General features: G+C 64.4%; 20 protein-coding genes. 4 read left to right on the top strand and 16 right to left on the bottom strand.

Annotated features, from left to right (window positions below; translation table 11 throughout):
- Positions 1-6 precede the first annotated feature (6 nt).
- The 4 genes from ABID26_RS31665 to tesB all read right to left on the bottom strand — a co-directional run bounded on the left by ABID26_RS31665 (position 7) and on the right by tesB (position 3436).
- Positions 7-282: a hypothetical protein gene (locus tag ABID26_RS31665; RefSeq protein WP_126097181.1), complete on the bottom strand. Its 276-nt coding sequence runs from the start codon at positions 280-282 to the stop codon at positions 7-9.
- 319 nt (positions 283-601) lie between these two features.
- Positions 602-1951: an ammonium transporter gene (locus tag ABID26_RS31660; protein ID WP_126097180.1), complete on the bottom strand. Its 1350-nt coding sequence runs from the start codon at positions 1949-1951 to the stop codon at positions 602-604.
- 32 nt (positions 1952-1983) lie between these two features.
- On the bottom strand, positions 1984-2322 hold the full coding sequence (locus ABID26_RS31655; protein WP_126097179.1) for a P-II family nitrogen regulator: 339 nt from the start codon (positions 2320-2322) through the stop codon (positions 1984-1986).
- 250 nt (positions 2323-2572) lie between these two features.
- Positions 2573-3436 carry an acyl-CoA thioesterase II gene (gene tesB / locus ABID26_RS31650; protein ID WP_059189448.1) on the bottom strand — a complete coding sequence of 288 codons (864 nt, stop codon included), beginning with the start codon at positions 3434-3436 and terminating at the stop codon, positions 2573-2575.
- A 101-nt stretch (positions 3437-3537) separates the two neighbouring features.
- Between tesB and ABID26_RS31645 the strand changes: the two genes are divergently transcribed.
- Positions 3538-4800: a ubiquinone biosynthesis hydroxylase gene (locus ABID26_RS31645; RefSeq protein ID WP_354417571.1), complete on the top strand. Its 1263-nt coding sequence runs from the start codon at positions 3538-3540 to the stop codon at positions 4798-4800.
- Between the two features lie 270 nt (positions 4801-5070).
- On the opposite strand, the gene ABID26_RS31640 is transcribed toward ABID26_RS31645, so the two are convergent.
- The 3 genes from ABID26_RS31640 to ABID26_RS31630 all read right to left on the bottom strand — a co-directional run bounded on the left by ABID26_RS31640 (position 5071) and on the right by ABID26_RS31630 (position 6351).
- Positions 5071-5601, bottom strand: coding sequence for a hypothetical protein (locus ABID26_RS31640; protein ID WP_126097177.1), 531 nt, complete (start codon positions 5599-5601; stop codon positions 5071-5073).
- A gap of 169 nt (positions 5602-5770) precedes the next feature.
- Positions 5771-6127 carry a YciI family protein gene (locus tag ABID26_RS31635; protein ID WP_126097176.1) on the bottom strand — a complete coding sequence of 119 codons (357 nt, stop codon included), beginning with the start codon at positions 6125-6127 and terminating at the stop codon, positions 5771-5773.
- A complete protein-coding gene (locus ABID26_RS31630; RefSeq protein WP_126097175.1) occupies positions 6124-6351 on the bottom strand; it encodes a hypothetical protein in 228 nt (75 codons plus the stop codon). Before ABID26_RS31630 ends, ABID26_RS31635 begins: the two co-directional genes overlap by 4 nt.
- A gap of 226 nt (positions 6352-6577) precedes the next feature.
- Between ABID26_RS31630 and ABID26_RS31625 the strand changes: the two genes are divergently transcribed.
- A complete protein-coding gene (locus tag ABID26_RS31625) occupies positions 6578-7003 on the top strand; it encodes an OsmC family protein (RefSeq protein ID WP_126097174.1) in 426 nt (141 codons plus the stop codon).
- A 251-nt stretch (positions 7004-7254) separates the two neighbouring features.
- Here the strand turns inward: ABID26_RS31625 and ABID26_RS31620 are convergent, their stop codons facing one another.
- The 7 genes from ABID26_RS31620 to ABID26_RS31590 form a co-directional block, all read right to left on the bottom strand.
- The gene (locus tag ABID26_RS31620; RefSeq protein WP_126097173.1) at positions 7255-7884 is read right to left on the bottom strand and encodes a YceH family protein; all 630 of its coding nucleotides are present in this window, start codon (positions 7882-7884) and stop codon (positions 7255-7257) included.
- A gap of 235 nt (positions 7885-8119) precedes the next feature.
- Positions 8120-8899: a succinate dehydrogenase iron-sulfur subunit gene (locus ABID26_RS31615; RefSeq protein WP_126097172.1), complete on the bottom strand. Its 780-nt coding sequence runs from the start codon at positions 8897-8899 to the stop codon at positions 8120-8122.
- Entirely contained in the window at positions 8899-9333 is a 435-nt protein-coding gene (locus tag ABID26_RS31610; RefSeq protein WP_126097171.1) for a DUF3052 family protein, read from the bottom strand. The genes ABID26_RS31615 and ABID26_RS31610 overlap by 1 nt, the downstream gene beginning before the upstream one ends.
- 2 nt (positions 9334-9335) lie before the next feature.
- Positions 9336-11174, bottom strand: coding sequence for a succinate dehydrogenase flavoprotein subunit (sdhA, locus tag ABID26_RS31605; RefSeq protein WP_126097170.1), 1839 nt, complete (start codon positions 11172-11174; stop codon positions 9336-9338).
- Between the two features lie 4 nt (positions 11175-11178).
- Positions 11179-11574 carry a succinate dehydrogenase, hydrophobic membrane anchor protein gene (sdhD, locus tag ABID26_RS31600; protein WP_126097169.1) on the bottom strand — a complete coding sequence of 132 codons (396 nt, stop codon included), beginning with the start codon at positions 11572-11574 and terminating at the stop codon, positions 11179-11181.
- Entirely contained in the window at positions 11574-11996 is a 423-nt protein-coding gene (gene sdhC, locus ABID26_RS31595) for a succinate dehydrogenase, cytochrome b556 subunit (RefSeq protein WP_126097168.1), read from the bottom strand. Before sdhC ends, sdhD begins: the two co-directional genes overlap by 1 nt.
- A 273-nt stretch (positions 11997-12269) precedes the next feature.
- Positions 12270-12500: a hypothetical protein gene (locus ABID26_RS31590; RefSeq protein ID WP_320229448.1), complete on the bottom strand. Its 231-nt coding sequence runs from the start codon at positions 12498-12500 to the stop codon at positions 12270-12272.
- A 501-nt stretch (positions 12501-13001) separates the two neighbouring features.
- On the opposite strand from ABID26_RS31590, the gene ABID26_RS31585 reads away from it, so the two are divergent.
- The gene (locus ABID26_RS31585) at positions 13002-13355 is read left to right on the top strand and encodes a hypothetical protein (protein WP_126097166.1); all 354 of its coding nucleotides are present in this window, start codon (positions 13002-13004) and stop codon (positions 13353-13355) included.
- Here ABID26_RS31585 and ABID26_RS31580 read toward each other — a convergent pair.
- Positions 13339-14538 (bottom strand): GGDEF domain-containing protein, encoded by a 1200-nt coding sequence (locus ABID26_RS31580; protein WP_126097165.1) that lies wholly within the window; start codon positions 14536-14538, stop codon positions 13339-13341. The genes ABID26_RS31585 and ABID26_RS31580 overlap by 17 nt on opposite strands.
- A gap of 288 nt (positions 14539-14826) precedes the next feature.
- Complete coding sequence (locus ABID26_RS31575; protein WP_292304593.1) at positions 14827-16023, bottom strand: GGDEF domain-containing protein; 1197 nt, start codon at positions 16021-16023, stop codon at positions 14827-14829.
- 126 nt (positions 16024-16149) lie between these two features.
- On the opposite strand from ABID26_RS31575, the gene ABID26_RS31570 reads away from it, so the two are divergent.
- Entirely contained in the window at positions 16150-16464 is a 315-nt protein-coding gene (locus tag ABID26_RS31570; RefSeq protein WP_126097163.1) for a hypothetical protein, read from the top strand.
- Positions 16465-16479: the final 15 nt, after the last annotated feature.

Raw genomic sequence — 16479 nt, 5'->3', positions numbered from 1 at the left:
CGCAAATCACTTGTGACCGGCGTACATCATCAGGTTGGCGCAGAATTCGGCGTGGGGCTTGCTCATTGCCGCGTCCTGGCATTCCTTCATCATCATGTCCTGCTTGTCCTTGGCCGTCGAAGCCCAGGCTGCCTTGAAATCGGCCTCGGACTTCATGGTCTTCATGCCGGAATCAGTGAAGAACGGCGCCATGTTGTCCGGTTCGTCGAGAGCCCCGGCCAATGCGACGCCGCTGATCATGGAAAAAGCGAGTGCCCCGAGGAAGATGTTCTTCATGTTCATCAGGTGGTTCCTTCCCTTTGTTGTTTAACGAGCGCCAGAACGGCGGCCGCAACCCCACTACGGAATCGGAAAGCCCGATGTTTCTTCCTGTTTATGCATCACGCGAACGTGATCGCGCCGAAAAATAATTCTCCGCTTCGCCTTTCCACACGTACGATTTTCCAAAAAAAGAGGCCCGGATTGCTCCGGGCCTCAAGGCGTGAGCCCCTTTCGAAGCGTCACGACGGGATCTTGATCCAGGAAAACCGCTCGGCGGCTTTCGTTCGAGATATCCCGGGCCGGCGGGAGGAGGGTCCGCCGGCCCGTGGCGAAGGTTGCCTTACGGCACCACTTCGCCGTGCTGGGTGACGTCGAGACCCTCGACCTCTTCCTGGCTGCTCGGACGCAGGCCGACCAGCGCCTTGACGATGAAGAGGATCACGAAGGTGGCGATCGCCGTCCACAGGATGGTGAAGACGATGCCGTAGATCTGCGTGCCGACCGAAGCGCCCTTGCCGAGCGAATTGATCGCCGGATCGGCGAGCGCGCCGGTGAGCAGCGCGCCGACGATGCCGCCGACGCCATGGACGCCGAAGGCGTCGAGCGAGTCGTCATAGCCGAACGCATGCTTGAGCTTGACCGCCGACAGGTAGCAGACGACGCCGGCGATGATGCCGACGATGAAGGCGCCGGTCGGGTTGACGAAGCCGGAAGCCGGCGTCACCGCGACGAGGCCGGCGACGGCGCCTGAGATGATGCCGAGCACCGAGGGCTTCTTGGCGACGATCCATTCGGCGAACATCCAGGCCAGCGCCGCGGCGGCGGTGGCGACCTGCGTGTTCATCATCGCGGCGCCCGCGAGGCCGTCGGCGGCGAGCTCGGAACCCGCGTTGAAGCCGAACCAGCCGACCCACAGCAGCGAGGCGCCGATCACCGAATAGACGAGGTTATGCGGTGCCATGTTGGTGGTGCCGTAGCCCTCGCGCTTGCCGAGCACCAGCGCGCAGACCAGGCCCGCGACACCGGCGTTGATGTGGACGACCGTACCGCCGGCGAAGTCGAGAACGCCGGCCGAACCCAGGAAGCCGCCACCCCACACCCAATGCGCGATCGGCGCGTAGACGACGACCAGCCACAGGCCCATGAAGATCAGCAGCGCCGAGAACTTCATGCGCTCGGCGAAAGCGCCGGCGATCAGCGCCGGCGTGATGATGGCGAAGGTCAACTGGAACATCGAGAAGACGAATTCAGGAATGTTCGCAACGCCCGGCAGCCACAGTGTCGAGGTGGTGATGCCCTGATGGAAGAATTTCGAGAAGCCGCCGAGATAGGCGTTCATGCCGCCGCCGTCGGAGAAGGCCAGCGAATAGCCGAACATGAACCACAGCACCGTCACCAGGCAGGTGATGGCGAAGCTCTGCATGATGGTGGCGAGCACGTTCTTCTTGCGCACCATGCCGCCGTAGAACAGCGCCAGGCCCGGAATCGTCATCATCAGCACCAGCGCCGTCGAGGTCAGCATCCAGGCGGTGTTGCCGGTGTCGAGGACCGGGGTCGGCGCGGCAGGTGCGGCCGGCGCTGCCGGAGCCGCTTCCTGCGCGAAGGCGGCGACGGTGCCGAATACTGCGAGAGCGAGCGCACCGAGCGCGGCCGCGCGTCCCGTCGTCTTCAAGGTGGAAGGTATGTTCATTGAACTCTCCGTTGGAATAGCTGGTCGCCGCTTCAGAGCGCGTCGGTGTCTGTTTCGCCGGTGCGGATGCGCACCGCCTGGTCGATGCCGAAGACGAAGATCTTGCCGTCGCCGATCTGGCCGGTCTTGGCGGCCGCGGAGATGGCCTCGACGGCCTTGTCGACCATGTCGGCGCCGACGGCGACCTCGATCTTGATCTTGGGCAGGAAGCTCACCGCGTATTCCGCGCCGCGATAGATTTCCGTATGTCCCTTCTGACGCCCGTAGCCTTTGACTTCGGTGACGGTCAGGCCCTGGATGCCGACGCCGGTGAGCGCTTCGCGCACCTCGTCGAGCTTGAACGGCTTGATGATTGCCATCACGATTTTCATAAGGTTTCACCCTTTGCTGTTGCGGTCGCCCGCGTTTGCACACCTTCGCCGATCCCCCATGAGAGCCGGAGAGTGCCCGACAGGATTCAAGCTCCGTGCCAATTGCCGAAGCAGGGCGTTAACCTGTTGTAAACAAAGGAGATGGGCGACCCTTGCACATTTTTCGTGCGCGAGGGCGTCGGGGTGTCTGATTAATAAATAGGCAATTTTTTGAAAATGCCTGTTTTATAGGCTTTGACTCGAAGCCGGCTCAGCGTTTCAGCCGGATGAGGCCTTCTTGGGCCACCGAGGCGATCAGCGTTCCGTCGCGCGCGAACAGCGAGCCGCGGGTGAAACCGCGCGAGCCTTGCGTGGAGGGACTGTCCTGCGTGTAGAGGATCCAGTCGTCCAGCGAATGGCTGCGATGGAACCACATGGCGTGGTCGAGGCTGGCCGCCTGGATGTCGCGGTCGAAGATTGCGCGGCCATGCGCGAAGGTCGAGGTGTCGAGCAGCGTCATGTCGGAAAGGTAGGCGAGCACGGCGGCCTGCGTCGCCCGGTCTTCCGGCACCGGGCCGGTGGTGCGGATCCAGATGTTCTGCTCCGGCTCCAGCTTCTCGCGGCTGGTATAGTGCTTCAGCATCACCGGTTTCATCTCGATCGGCCGGTCGCGCTCCCAGTAGCGCTTGATGCCTTCCGGCACAGCCTCGCCGAATTTGCCGAGCAGCTCGCGCTGCGACAAAAGCGTGTCGGGCGCCGGCACGTCGCGCGGCATCGGCAGCTGATGTTCCAGCCCCACCTCGTCCTGCTGGAACGAGGCCTCCAACGAGAAGATCGCCTGTCCGTGCTGGATCGCCACCACCCGGCGCGTGGTGAAGGAGCCGCCGTCGCGGATGCGGTCGACCTCGTAGACGATCGGCACCTTGGTGTCGCCGGGCCGCATGAAATAGCCGTGCAGCGAATGCACATGGCGCTCGGGCTCGACCGTGCGCTGCGCGGCGACCAGCGCCTGGGCGATCGTCTGGCCGCCGAAGACGCGCTGCCAGTCGAGCTTGGGGCTGCGACCACGATACAGGTTGTGTTCGAGCTGCTCGAGGTCGAGAATGTCGAGTAGCTCGTCCATCGCCGCCGTCATGTTCCGCGTCCTTGAAAGATGTGTCATGGCGGGTTTCGGACAGGACAGGCGGGCAGTCAAGCTGCGACGGCCGCCGCCGGAGGCCGCGAAAGGAAAGTGCCATGGTGGAGCGCAAGGCGGATGCAGCAGACAAAACATCGCTGGATGTGCTGGTGGCGGGCGCCGGCTATGTCGGTCTGGCCGCCGCCGTATCGCTGAAGCAGGCGCGCCCCAGCCTTGCCGTCGCCATCGTCGACGCGGCGCCCGCCGGCGTCTGGCAGAAGGACGGGCGCGCCTCGGCGATTGCCGCTGCCGCCTGCCGCATGCTGGAACAGTTAGGGGTCTGGGACGAGATCGCGCTGGAAGCGCAGGCGATCACCGAGATGATCATCACCGATTCGCGCGCCGCCGATCCGGTGCGTCCGGTGTTTTTGACCTTCGACGGCGAGGTGGCGCCCGGCGAACCCTTCGCGCATATGGTCGCCAACCGGGTTCTGAACGGCGCGCTGCGCCGCCGCGCCGAAAAGCTCGGCATCGACATCATCGAAGGCATGGCCGTCAGCGCCTTCGACACGAACGGCGCCGGCATCAGTGTGCATCTGGCCGATGGCGCCGCGCTCAAGGCACGGCTGCTGATCGCCGCCGACGGCGTCAATTCGAAGCTGCGCGACATGGCCGGCATCAAGACGGTGAAATGGGAATACGGCCAGTCCGGCATCGTCTGCACGGTCGCCCACGAGCGCCCGCACAATGGCCGTGCCGAGGAACATTTTTTGCCAGCCGGCCCCTTCGCGACGCTGCCGCTGAAACCCGACAAGGACGGCACCAACCGCTCGTCGATCGTCTGGGTCGAGCGCACGGAAGACGCGAAAAAACTCGTCGATGGCGACGAGTTCGTCTTCGAGCACGAGCTGGAGCAGCGCTTCGGGCTGAAGCTCGGCGAGATCCGCGTCGCCGACAAGCCGCGCGCCTGGCCGCTGGGGCTGACGCTTGCGCGCGCTTTCGTCGCGCCGCGCATCGCGCTCGCAGGCGATGCCGCCCACGGCATTCATCCGATCGCCGGCCAGGGCCTCAATCTCGGCTTCAAGGATGTGGCGGCGTTGGCCGAGGTGTTGGTCGAGGCCGATCGGCTCGGCCGGGACATCGGCGCGCTCGACGTGCTCGAACGCTACCAGCAATGGCGGCGCTTCGACACGCTGCAGATGGGCGTCACCACCGACGTGCTGAACCGGCTGTTTTCCAACGACATCGGCCCGCTGCGCGCCGTGCGCGACGTCGGCCTCGGGTTAGTCGAGCGCATGCCCAGGCTCAAGGACTTCTTCATCCGCCAGGCCTCGGGCCTGTCCGGCGACACGCCAAGGCTATTGAAAGGGGAGGCGATCTAACACCTCGCAATTGGCCGAGGCCTACACGACGTCGTCATCCACGGGCGGAGCGGGAGCGAAGCGGACGCGAAGACCCGAGGATCCATTCCGTGACTTTAATCGTAGGGTGCTGTCGAGCAGAATTCTGCGCCGCTGCAACGCTTACAGGTAACGGAATGGATTCTATGGTCTGTGCCGCGTCGCTTCGCTCCTTGCTCCGCCATAGATGACGAAGCGAGAGGCGTTCCGGCCAATCACGAAGGCATGCGGCCCGGCCGCCGCTGCTTCAGCTCAGTTCACTTCAAAACCCAGCTTCTGCCGCAGCCTCAGCATCCGCTGGTCGGCTATTCTGAGGCTCTGCTCGCCGCCTTGCGCCACGCGGTTCAGCATCCGGAGCAGATCGTCCCGCTCGTGCGGATCGAGGCGCTCGCGCAGGAATGGCGCCAGCTTGTCGATGACGATCGTGGTGTCGTCGACCTGCGAGGCGGCCCATTTGGCGTAGACGACGGCCTCGTCGGTCTTCTTCGGGCTCTGCGCAATCTGCGAGATCACCTCGCGAAGGGCGGCCTCGCGTTGCGGCAGGATCGGGCCTTGTTCCGAAACGATCGAAGTGATCAGCGTCGCGGCCGCCACGACGGGATCGTCGATCGCCGTCAGCGGCGACAGCGCCGCCTGCTTGCGCAGCTTCTTGCGGCGGATATTGCCTTGCACGCGCCCGACGACATCGGCCACCTCGCGCGCGGCCTCGTTCATGGCTTTCATCCGGTACCACCAGATGGCCGCCGCGCCGAGCAGGCCAAGTACAGCGATCAGGAAAGGCATGCCGAATTCCCCCGAAATCCCGCAACGATAGGAGAAGTGGGGCATCGCTTCAACACGCGACAGTTGCGGCAGCTAAGAAACCCCTAATGCACGTCGCCCAAAAGTGCTCAGCAGTTTTGGGAGAACGACATGCATCAAACAAAGACACCGCAACCGCCATACGCCGGCGTCATGATCCCGGCACATTGTAGATCGCCCTGACCTCGACGGTACCGAGCTCGGCCAGCGGAATGCCGTCGGCGATCGCCAGCGCCTCGTCGAGATCCGCCGCCTCGACCATGACGAAGCCGAGCAGTTGCTCTTTCGTCTCGGCGAACGGGCCGTCGGTGACCAGCCGCTTGCCCTTGCGCCGCCTGAGCGACTTCGACTTTCCTACCGGCTGCAGCGCCTGCGCGATGATCAGCTTGCCTTGTTGGTCGAGTTCCCTGTCATAGGCGAGCGAGTCGGCATCGAGCTTGGCGGATCTTTCCGGCGTGAGCGCGAAGAGGTCTTTTTCCTCGCCATAGACCAGCAGGACATATTTCATTTTTCGTTCCCTTCCTGTGATGAACCATAGGAGGCGACAGCGACGCTGTCAGCCTTGCTTCTGGCGGCCGCCGCGTGGTCGAGCAGGAATGCCGCGATCCCGATGATGGCCACGGCCGCCACCAGCTGGCCGAAACCGGATGCTGGGGGATCCAGCCAGAACTCTTCCGGTCGCTCGGCCCTTCTGCCGGGGCGCCTCCAAAGTGCGAAAAACAGATTGTCCATCCTGAACCTCCATCGGCCGCAGAACTCGCGACCGCCCGCAGGACGGTCCAACCGCCGGGAAGTCGACATTTTTGCACGAGCATTTTTTCAGGAATTCCGGCGGGGCCGCCGATGCTGGCATAATCGAGCCAAGAGGCATGGATGGTCTTCCGGCGCGCCCGCGCTATAGTTGACGGGAACGCCGGTGCCCGCCGGCGCAGACCCCGACAAAAGCCAGGAGGACTTCATGGACCGCACCGCAAACGCCGTCTGGAAAGGCAATCTCAAAGAAGGCAAGGGCGCGCTGGACACCCAGAGCGGCACCTTGAAGGGCACGCCCTATTCCTTCAAGGCTCGCTTCGAGGACGAGAGCGGCAAATCCGGCACCAATCCGGAAGAGCTGATCGCCGCCGCGCATGCCGGCTGCTACGCCATGCAGCTGTCGCATTTCCTGGCCGAGAACGGCACGCCGGCCACCGAGCTCGACGCCAAGGCGGTGGTCACGCTGGTGCCCGGCACCGGCATCACCGGCAGCGCCATCACCCTGGTCGGCAAGGTGCCGGGCATCGACGCGGCGAAGTTCAAGGAATTGGCCGAGAAGGCCAAGGCCGAATGCCCGGTGTCGAAGGCGCTCGGCGCCATCAAGGTCTCGCTCGACGCCAGGCTGGGGTGAGAAACACTCCAAACTTCGGACTGCTAGCCGGGCGCTTGCGGCAGACGCCGGCGCCGCCCCTCACCTGCCTGCCGGCATCCTCTCCCCGTATAGTGACGGGGAGAGGGGCGCTGCGATCGATGGTTTCGCCAACCTCCAACGTTGCAAGCAGGGCGCCAAGGTCGCGGCCAGCCCTTTCTCCCCGTCACTATACGGGGAGAAATGCCCGGCAGGGCAATGAGGGGCAGCGCAAACGTCGATGGTTGACTTCCTTACGCGCCCAGCGCCTCGATCTTCGCGCGCAGAGTCGCGACCTCATCCTCCAGCGCCCGCACCCGCGCTTCAAGGTCGGAATCCGATGACGCCGCCGCCGGCTGCCAAGGCGTCGCAACCGCCGCCGCTTCCACCGGCCCGCTCAACAAATGCACATAGCGCTCCTCGCGCTGTCCGGGCGCGCGTTCGAGCAGTTGGATGAGCGGCGGGCGACGGCCGATCATCAGGTCGAGATTGTCGCGCAGCTCCTCGATCGAGGCAAAGCGCGCCATGCGTTCCGAACGCGCGAGCAGCTCATGCGCCGTCTGCGCGCCGCGCAGGAGCAGCAGGCCGACGATGGCGATCTGCGGCGTGGTGAGCGAAAAGCGCTGCGCCATCAGATGCTCGTAGCGCTCGACGCGCGAGGCAAAAGCCTGGCGCACCAGGCCTTTCTGCTCGAGCTGGGAGAGCGCCCGCCTGACCTCCGTCAGCTCCAGCGCCATCACCGGCTCGCGTGCCGTCTTCTGGTTGGCGGCTTGATGCGCGCCGTTGAGCGTCAGCGGATAGACGTCCGGCGTCAGCTCCTTCTTCTCGATCAGCGAGCCGAGGATCCGGGCTTCGGCGGGGGAGAGGACGGGGAGATCGGTCATGGGGTTGCTATCCTTTGTGAGGCCGGAGGGACAGCACCCCCCTCTGTCCTGCCGGACATCTCCCCCGCAAGGGGGGAGATCGGCAGCTTCAGCGCCGTTCGTCCATTCTTGCAACGTTGAAGATTAGCGAAAGCGGGAAAGACAGCCAATCTCCCCCCTTGCGGGGGAGATGTCCGGCAGGACAGAGGGGAGTGTGACGGAACGCGGCGTTCGAGATCGCCACGAACCTGCGAGGCTAGACCCGTCTCTCCACCATCATCTTCTTGATCTCAGCAATCGCCTTGGCGGGATTGAGTCCCTTCGGGCAGGTCTGCGCGCAGTTCATGATGGTGTGGCAGCGGTAGAGCCTAAACGGGTCTTCGAGATTGTCGAGCCGCTCGCCGGTCGCTTCGTCGCGGCTATCGATCAGCCAGCGATAGGCCTGCAGCAGCGTCGCCGGGCCGAGATAGCGCTCGCCGTTCCACCAGTAGCTCGGGCACGAGGTCGAGCAGCAGGCGCACAGGATGCATTCGTAGAGCCCGTCGAGCTTCTCGCGGTCCTCATGGCTCTGCAGCCACTCCTTCGCGGGCGTCGGCGAGACCGTCTTCAGCCACGGCTCGATCGAGGCATGCTGGGCATAGAAAGTGGTGAGGTCCGGGACCAGGTCCTTGATCACCGGCATGTGCGGCAGCGGATAGACCTTGACCGCGCCGGAGATGTCGTCGCAGCCCTTGGTGCAGGCCAGTGTGTTGGAGCCGTCGATGTTCATGGCACAGGAACCGCAAATGCCTTCACGACAGGAGCGGCGCAGCGTCAGCGTCGGGTCGATCTTGTTCTTGATCCAGAGCAGTGCGTCGAGCACCATCGGCCCGCAATCGTCCATGTCGACGAAATAGGTGTCCATGCGCGGGTTCTCGCCATCGTCCGGCGACCAGCGGTAGATGCGGTATTCGCGCAGGTTGGTGGCGCCTTCCGGCTTCGGCCATGTCTTGCCCTGCTGGACTTTCGAATTCTTGGGAAGTGTGAGTTCGACCATTACCTGCGGTCCTTTCGGATGACGAGCTTCAGCCCGGACCAGATTTCATTCACGGCGGCGACCTTGACGTCGACGAGGTCGAGCTTGAGCGCTTGCGTGCGGATGACGTCTTCGGTGACGTCTGTGGCGACCTTCGATGCCTTCTTCGGCCAGGAGACCCAGACCATGCCGTCGCGCTTGATCGCCGTCTCTATATCGCCAAGACGATCCTCGATCTCGGCGCGCTGGCGAGTGAAGGCGTGCACGGCATCGTATTTCCCGGTGCCGGAGATCGCTGCCCATTCGGGCAATCGATCGACCTCGGCGAAGTCCATGGCCTCGGCAAGATCGTCGAGTTCCGGCGGCAAGGCGATGAAGGCGGCGACCATACCGTCCTTCAGGCCGAGCTTGGCCGGAAGGGGCGTGCCGGAATATCCCGCGGCCGCCAATGTCATGGTCAGTACACCCTGGCTTTCGGCGCGATCTTGGCCGGGTTGATGCCGCCGTCTTTTTCCGGCAGCAGCGTGTCGGTGTGCACCGGCCGGTAGGTGAGCGTCACCTTGCCGTCCTCGCTGACGCGGGCCAGCGTATGTTTACGCCAGTTGGCGTCGTCGCGGTTGGCGAAATCTTCCCGCGCGTGCGCGCCCCGGCTCTCCTTGCGCGCCGCGGCGCCGTGGACCGTCGTGATGGCGTTGGCCATCAGATTCTCCAGCTCCAGCGTCTCGACGAGATCGGAGTTCCAGATCAGCGAGCGGTCGAACACCTTGAGGTCCTTGAGCTCGCCCCAGATCGCGGAAATGCGCTTGCAGCCATTGTCCAGCGATTCCTGGGTGCGGAACACCGCCGCGTCCTCCTGCATCGCCTTCTGCATCTTTTCGCGCACATCGGCCGTCGGCGCCGCGCCATTGGCATGGCGCAACCGGTCGAAGCGATCCATGATCTTCTCGACCGAAGCCGCGTTGGGCGACGGGATCGGCGAATTGCGGTCGATCACCTCGCCGGCCCTGATCGCCGCGGCGCGGCCGAAGACGACGAGGTCGATCAGCGAATTCGAGCCCAGCCTGTTGGCGCCGTGCACCGAAGCGCAGGCGGCCTCGCCCACCGCCATCAGCCCGGGCGATACGCGATCCGGGCTCTTTGCCGTCGGATTGAGCACCTCGCCCCAATAGTTGGTCGGCACGCCGCCCATATTGTAATGCACCGTCGGCAGCACCGGGATCGGCTCCTTGGTCAGGTCGACGCCAGCGAAGATTTTTGCCGATTCCGAAATCCCCGGCAGCCTTTCGTGCAGGACGGCCGGGTCGAGATGGTCGAGATGCAGGAAGATGTGGTCCTTCTTCGGCCCGACGCCGCGGCCTTCGCGGATTTCCAGCGTCATGCAGCGTGAGACCACGTCGCGCGAGGCGAGATCCTTGGCCGACGGCGCATAGCGCTCCATGAAGCGCTCGCCCTCTGAATTGACGAGATAGCCGCCCTCGCCGCGCGCGCCCTCGGTGATCAGGCAGCCGGCGCCGTAGATGCCGGTCGGGTGGAACTGCACGAACTCCATGTCCTGCAGCGCGAGCCCGGCACGCGCCGCCATGCCGCCGCCGTCGCCGGTGCAGGTATGCGCCGAGGTGGCGGAGAAATAGGCGCGGCCATAGCCGCCGGTCGCCAGCACCACCATCTTGGCCGAGAAGCGATGGATGGTGCCGTCGTCGAGGTTCCAGGCAACGACGCCGGTGCAGGTGCCGTCCGGCTCCATGATCAGGTCGAGCGCGAAATACTCGATGAAGAACTGCGCGTTGTTCTTCAGCGACTGGCCATAGAGCGTGTGCAGCATGGCATGGCCGGTACGGTCGGCGGCCGCGCAGGTGCGCTGCACCGGCGGACCTTCGCCGAAATTCATCATCATGCCGCCGAACGGCCGCTGGTAGATCTTGCCTTCTTCCGTGCGCGAGAACGGCACGCCGTAATGCTCGAGCTCGTAGACGGCGGCGGGCGCCTCGCGCACCATGTATTCCTGCGCGTCGATGTCGCCCAGCCAGTCCGAACCCTTGACGGTGTCGAAGAGATGCCACTGCCAATTGTCGGGCCCCATATTGGCGAGCGAGGCGGCGATGCCGCCTTGCGCCGCGACCGTATGCGAGCGGGTCGGGAACACCTTGGTGATGCAGGCGGTGCGCAGCCCCTGCTCGGCCATGCCGAGCGTGGCGCGCAGGCCGGCGCCGCCGGCGCCGACGATCACCACATCGAATTTGTGGTCGACAAAAGTATAGGCGGAAGCCGTGTTGGCGGTTGATGCGTCCTTGGCCAAGACTTCAGCCTCCGAATGCCAGTTTGAGCAGGGCGAAGAGCGAAGCGACGCCCACTGCAATTGAGAAGAATGTGTTGAGGGCGATCAGCGCCAGTCTCATGCCCTCGCCATGCACGTAGTCCTCGATGATCACCTGCATGCCGAGCCGCATGTGGTAGAGCGCGGAAATGAGCACCAGCGCCAGCACCAGCGCCACGAACGGATTGGCGAGCGAAGCCCGCACTTCCGTATAGCCGTGGCCGTTGACCGCGATCAGGAAGCCGACGAAGAACAGGATGAGCGGGATGTTGGCGATCGCGGTCAGCCGCTGGCGCCAGAAATGCTGCGTGCCTTCGCGGGCCGAGCCGAGGCCGCGGACCTTGGCCAGCGGCGTACGCATATCGGTGTTCTTCGCGCTCATCAGAAAGCCCCCCGCGCCATGTAGCCCGCGATCCAGATCAAAAGCGTGAGCAGAACCGAGCCGGCGAGCGTTGCCCAGGCGATCTTGGAGGCGGTGGTTTTTTCGAGTCCTGCCCCGGTGTCCCAGACGAGATGGCGCAGGCCGCCCAGCATGTGGTGCATCAGCGCCCAGGTGTAGCCGAACAGGATCAGCCGGCCGAGCCAGGAACCGAAGGCCCAGTTGACCCAGTCGAACGCAGCCTGCGACGTCGAAGCCGCGATCAGCCATGCTGCCACCAGCAGCGTTCCGAAATAGAGCGCGCCGCCGGTGATGCGATGGATGATCGACATCGTCATCGTGATCGGCGGCCGGTAGATCGTCAGATGCGGCGAAAGCGGCCGTTCATGTCTGACAACTGCGCGGGTGGCTGGTGATTTGCTCATGGCTCCCCCAGTTCGGCGTTCCGGAGCCGCGAAGAATGCGGCTTTTGCCGCCTCCATATATGGCTTCGGATAGGCGGTTTCTAATGCGCTTTTTGCACCGCGTCAAAGCCGGAAAATCGTTTTGGAAAAGTCATTTAGTCTGACAAAAAGGGGAAATTCCGCTTCAATCGATTAGCGGGCAATTCGAGGCAGTAGGGGAATAAGGGAGGACACGCGGCGACATTGCACCACTGCCACTTGCCTACTCCACTACTCCCTTATTCCTCTACTCCCCTACCTTCTGCAGGTCTGAGGCGTCGACCCTCTCTTCATCACCAGCGCCTCGCGTCCGTCGATCACGATTGCGTCATGCGTCGCCGCTTCCTGGTAGCGGCTGCTCTGGTTGGCCGGCGAAGCCGCAAACTCTTCGGCCGCGCCATCTGGCCCGAGCACACGCAACGACGAGCCGAGATTCTGGATGGTGATCATGCCGCCATTGCCGCATCGATAGGTGGCCGTACCCACAGTGGATCGCGGCGCGGTCAGGTCGGTGATGATTTTGGTTGTGGGCGACGGAGGCGTTGCTGGCGTTTTCGTCGTTGCGGATATCGAGGGCGTCGGGGGTGCAGCGGGCTGCTGGCCGGGAGCAGGTGACACCGCGGGCGACACCGTGCTCGCTGCCCTGGGTGCGCCGTCCCGCGGGACGCAGGCAGCGGCTGCAAGGAGCAGCGGAACAACGAGCGACACCCGAACCGCGCGGCTAAACGCCATGTGCTGCCTCTTTCATGCGCGGCACGCTAGCCATGCGGCGCGCCAAGATCAAGTTCGCCCGGAGCCAGCCGAGCCGGGTCAGGCCCGGTGACCATGCCTGCGCTGGGGTCAGGAATCAGCCCCCGAAATTAACCATGTTCATTAAGTTCCGATCCCGATGACCGCTCGCCTCTTAACAAAGGTTAAGAAAAGGTTAATTTCTGGTTCGAACCCGATTCCAGGCGCGATCTCTCGCGTCGATCAAGGGAGAGCGACATGCGTTCGAATTCAGTGCGGGTAAGCCTCGCGGCCGTCACGCTGGCGGCACTCGCCACCGCAATCGCCGGGCCGGCCGAGGCAGGTCTTCGCCATCACGACCGCGTCTATGCCGATTCCTTCGGCAATCTCGTCATCGACAGCGCCGCCGGCTACAAGCGCATCATTGTCGGCGAGGGCAGGCACGCCAAGGAGCTCTCGAACTTTACCGGTGCCGGCCAGCCCGACGTCATCTACGACTCCGACGATGCTGGCGCTCCGGGCTGCTACCAGCCGCCGGTCTTCGTCAAGGGCCGCTCCTATATGTACGGGCTTTCCGACGGCGAGATGCCCAACCTCAGCCCCTGCCGCTGAGCGCCTTGGCCTGTCGCATCGCGATTCCGGGCGATAAGCGCACGCAGTCGCGGCCGGCATTCTTGGCCGCGTAGAGCGCGTCGTCGGCACGGCGCATGAGATCTGAAAACCCCTCGTCCGCCGCGAGCTCGGCGACGCCGAAGCTCGCGCTGCAGCGATGATCGGTGTGCAGGCCCTCGATCGGCAGCGCGCCGAAGGCGCTGCGCGCACCCTCCGCGAAAAGCCGCGCGGCGGCGAGTTTGCTGCCGGGCAGAATGATGGCGAATTCCTCGCCGCCGATGCGGCCGGCGACATGGTGCTCGGCCGCCGCCTCGCGCAGGAGGCCCGCAAAGGTCTCGATGACGCGATCGCCGCAGGCATGGCCATAGCTGTCGTTGATGCCCTTGAAGTGGTCGAGGTCGGCGATGACCAGCGCCACTGGAGCGTCCCGGCGCACAGCATCTCTCAGTGCCAGCTCGGCATGACGTTCGAAACCGCCGCGGTTGAGCAATCGCGACAGCGTGTCCGTCTCCGATTTCGACGTCGCCTCGGCCAGCACGTCGCGCACCAATATGGCGAGCGCGAGCAGCGCCAGCGCCAGGCCGAACACGGTGCCAAGCGACTGCGACACCAGCGCATAGCCTGTCTGCACATAGGATTGCGGATTGGCGCCCCAGCCGCCGAGCGCGCCGGCGATGAAAGGTTTTGACGCGAACTGCGCAGCGCTTGCCGCGAGCACGACCATCAATATGTGATCGAGCCGCCCGAGCCTCTGCCTGGAGGACAGCACGATGCCGAGAGCGGTGAACTGCATGGCGGCATAGGGAAGCTGATAGGCCATCATGCGGGTGAGCGAGTGGCGCGGCAGGTCTTGCACCAAATAGACGGCGACCGAGGCGACGCCCAGGAAGAACAGCATCGGCGCCCAGGGCGGAGTCACGCCGTATTTGCGGGCAAGCCCGCCGTTGAAGACAATGGTTGCGCCGAGGAAGACGGCGAAGGCTGCGACAACTGGAAGCCGGGCATCGGCAAAGGCGGGGATGCTGAATTCGATGGCGAAATAGGCCATGCCGAGCCCATAGCTGAAGGCCAGCCAGCGCGCCGACACGCGCCCGACGTCATAGAGGGCGATCGTCATGAAGGCCGCCGCCAGAAGCCCGGCGACGAACAGATTGATCACCAGGATGAAATCAGCGCTGCCCATGTTCCTTGAGTCCCCCGGACAGAAAACCATCGACGGGCGAAAAACACGTTAACGCGGGCTATGGCGCGGAACCGCAGGCCTTGGCGATTAGCTGCAAGGCCCGTTCGGTCGTCATTCTAGGGCGGAGCAAGGAGCGGAGCGACGCGCGCAGACCCTAGAATCCATTCCGTTACTTTGGAGCGCCGCGACGGTGCAGAATCTGATGGGCTGCACTCTACGGCAGTCGTCACGGCATGGATCCTCGGGTCAAGCCCGAGGATGACGAAGGCGTGGCGGTTTGACCTTGCCTCAGCCGGCTGCGAGCGGCTCCGGCACGAAGGTGGTTTCAGGCCGCTCGTAGGAAAGACGGACGCTGTCGCGGCCGTTCCTCTTGGCCTTGTAGAGCGCCTCGTCGGCGCGCCGCATCAGCGGCGCCAGCCCTTCATTGCCGGTGCGGGCGGCGACGCCGAAGCTCGCGGTCACCCTCACGCCGGAAGGAAGCCCGTCGATCGCGCCGGCCGAATAGTAGCTGCGGATCGCTTCGGCAAACAGGCGCGCCGAGGCGAGATCGCTGAGCGGCAGCAGCACGGCGAACTCCTCGCCGCCGATGCGGCCGGCAGCGCCCCGCGTGCCCGTGGCGAAACGCAGCTTGGCGGCGAAATCGGCAATCACCCGGTCGCCCGCCTCATGCCCGTGCCGGTCGTTCAACGCCTTGAAATGATCGAGGTCGGCAAGCACGAGCGCAACGGGAGATCCCGCCTTGGCGCATCGATCGAGCAGAAATGCCGCCCGGTCCTCGAAGCCGCGGCGATTGAGGAGCCCCGACAGCGGGTCGGTGTGGGTCTCGGCCTTCAGCGCCTTCATCACATCGAGCGCCGCCGCCGTGAACAGGCAGAGCGCGATCAGGAGCGACAAAAGCGCATGCGACAGCAGCGCCGTCGTCCAATAGGACGAACCGTAGAACCCGTCATAGCTCGGGAACGGCCCATGCGCGATGACGACGATCAGGGTACGGGCGGTGAAGTTCAGCGCCGAGAGCAGCGACAGCACGAACAGGATCTTTTCGGTCGGCCCATTGTTGCGCACTGGCCTGAGCTCGGCCGCGACGAGCAGGCTCAAGCCGCCGAAGCCGAAATTCATGCCGAGCACGCGCCAGGTGAGATCCGGCTGGACGAACATGAACCATGCAAAGGCGGCGAGCCCGCCGCCGGTCATGATGCCGATGCCGATATAGGGCACGCGCCGGCCGTAGCGTGCGACGATCGCGCTGGAAAGACAGCAGGCGGCGATCGTGAAGCATATGTTGGAGATCAGCTTGGTCGCCACGACGCCGACCGGAAGCGTGAAATATTGCAGCAGGAAGCCCGAGGCCGACAGGCAATAGCTCGCCGCCAACACCGCCAGGTACGGGCGGTGGCGCTGATAGAACCACAGCACGAGGAACGCGGCGCCGAGCGCCAGCGCTATCGTGGGATTGAGCAGCGCTATGAGCAGACCAGTGTCCAACGAGCCGTGACTTTCCCCAACTTTACCCAAGGGGAGATGCTAGTGCGGAAGCGCAAACAAGCGGTTAAGCCATGGCACGGAACAGCTCGGCAAGGCCGGCGTTTTCAACAAAACAGGAGAATGCCGATGGCCGGTACAATCACTCTGACCGATCACGATGCGATCCGTTCCTGGGCGGCGGCGCGCGCCGGATTTCCGGCCATCGTCGACGTTTCGCCCGAGGCCGGAACGCAACCCATGCTGCGCCTGGTTTTCGGCCAGAACGCCTATGAGGACGACGACCGCCCGGAGCGGCCGTTCAATGCCGGCGGCTACGAGCTGGTCGAATGGGATGAGTGGTTCGGGATTTTCGACGAGCAAAAACTGGCGCTGGTGGTCGCCGCCGACGAGCCCGGCCGGCGCGAGGAATTTCACAAGATCATTCGGCGCGGCGACCGCTGAGCGCAGCTAGCAAAA

This window comes from Mesorhizobium shonense (assembly GCF_040545255.1).
GTDB classification, from domain to species: domain Bacteria; phylum Pseudomonadota; class Alphaproteobacteria; order Rhizobiales; family Rhizobiaceae; genus Mesorhizobium; species Mesorhizobium shonense.
Note: the sequence above shows the minus strand (reverse complement) of the source record. Positions and strands in the feature narration are given on the sequence as shown.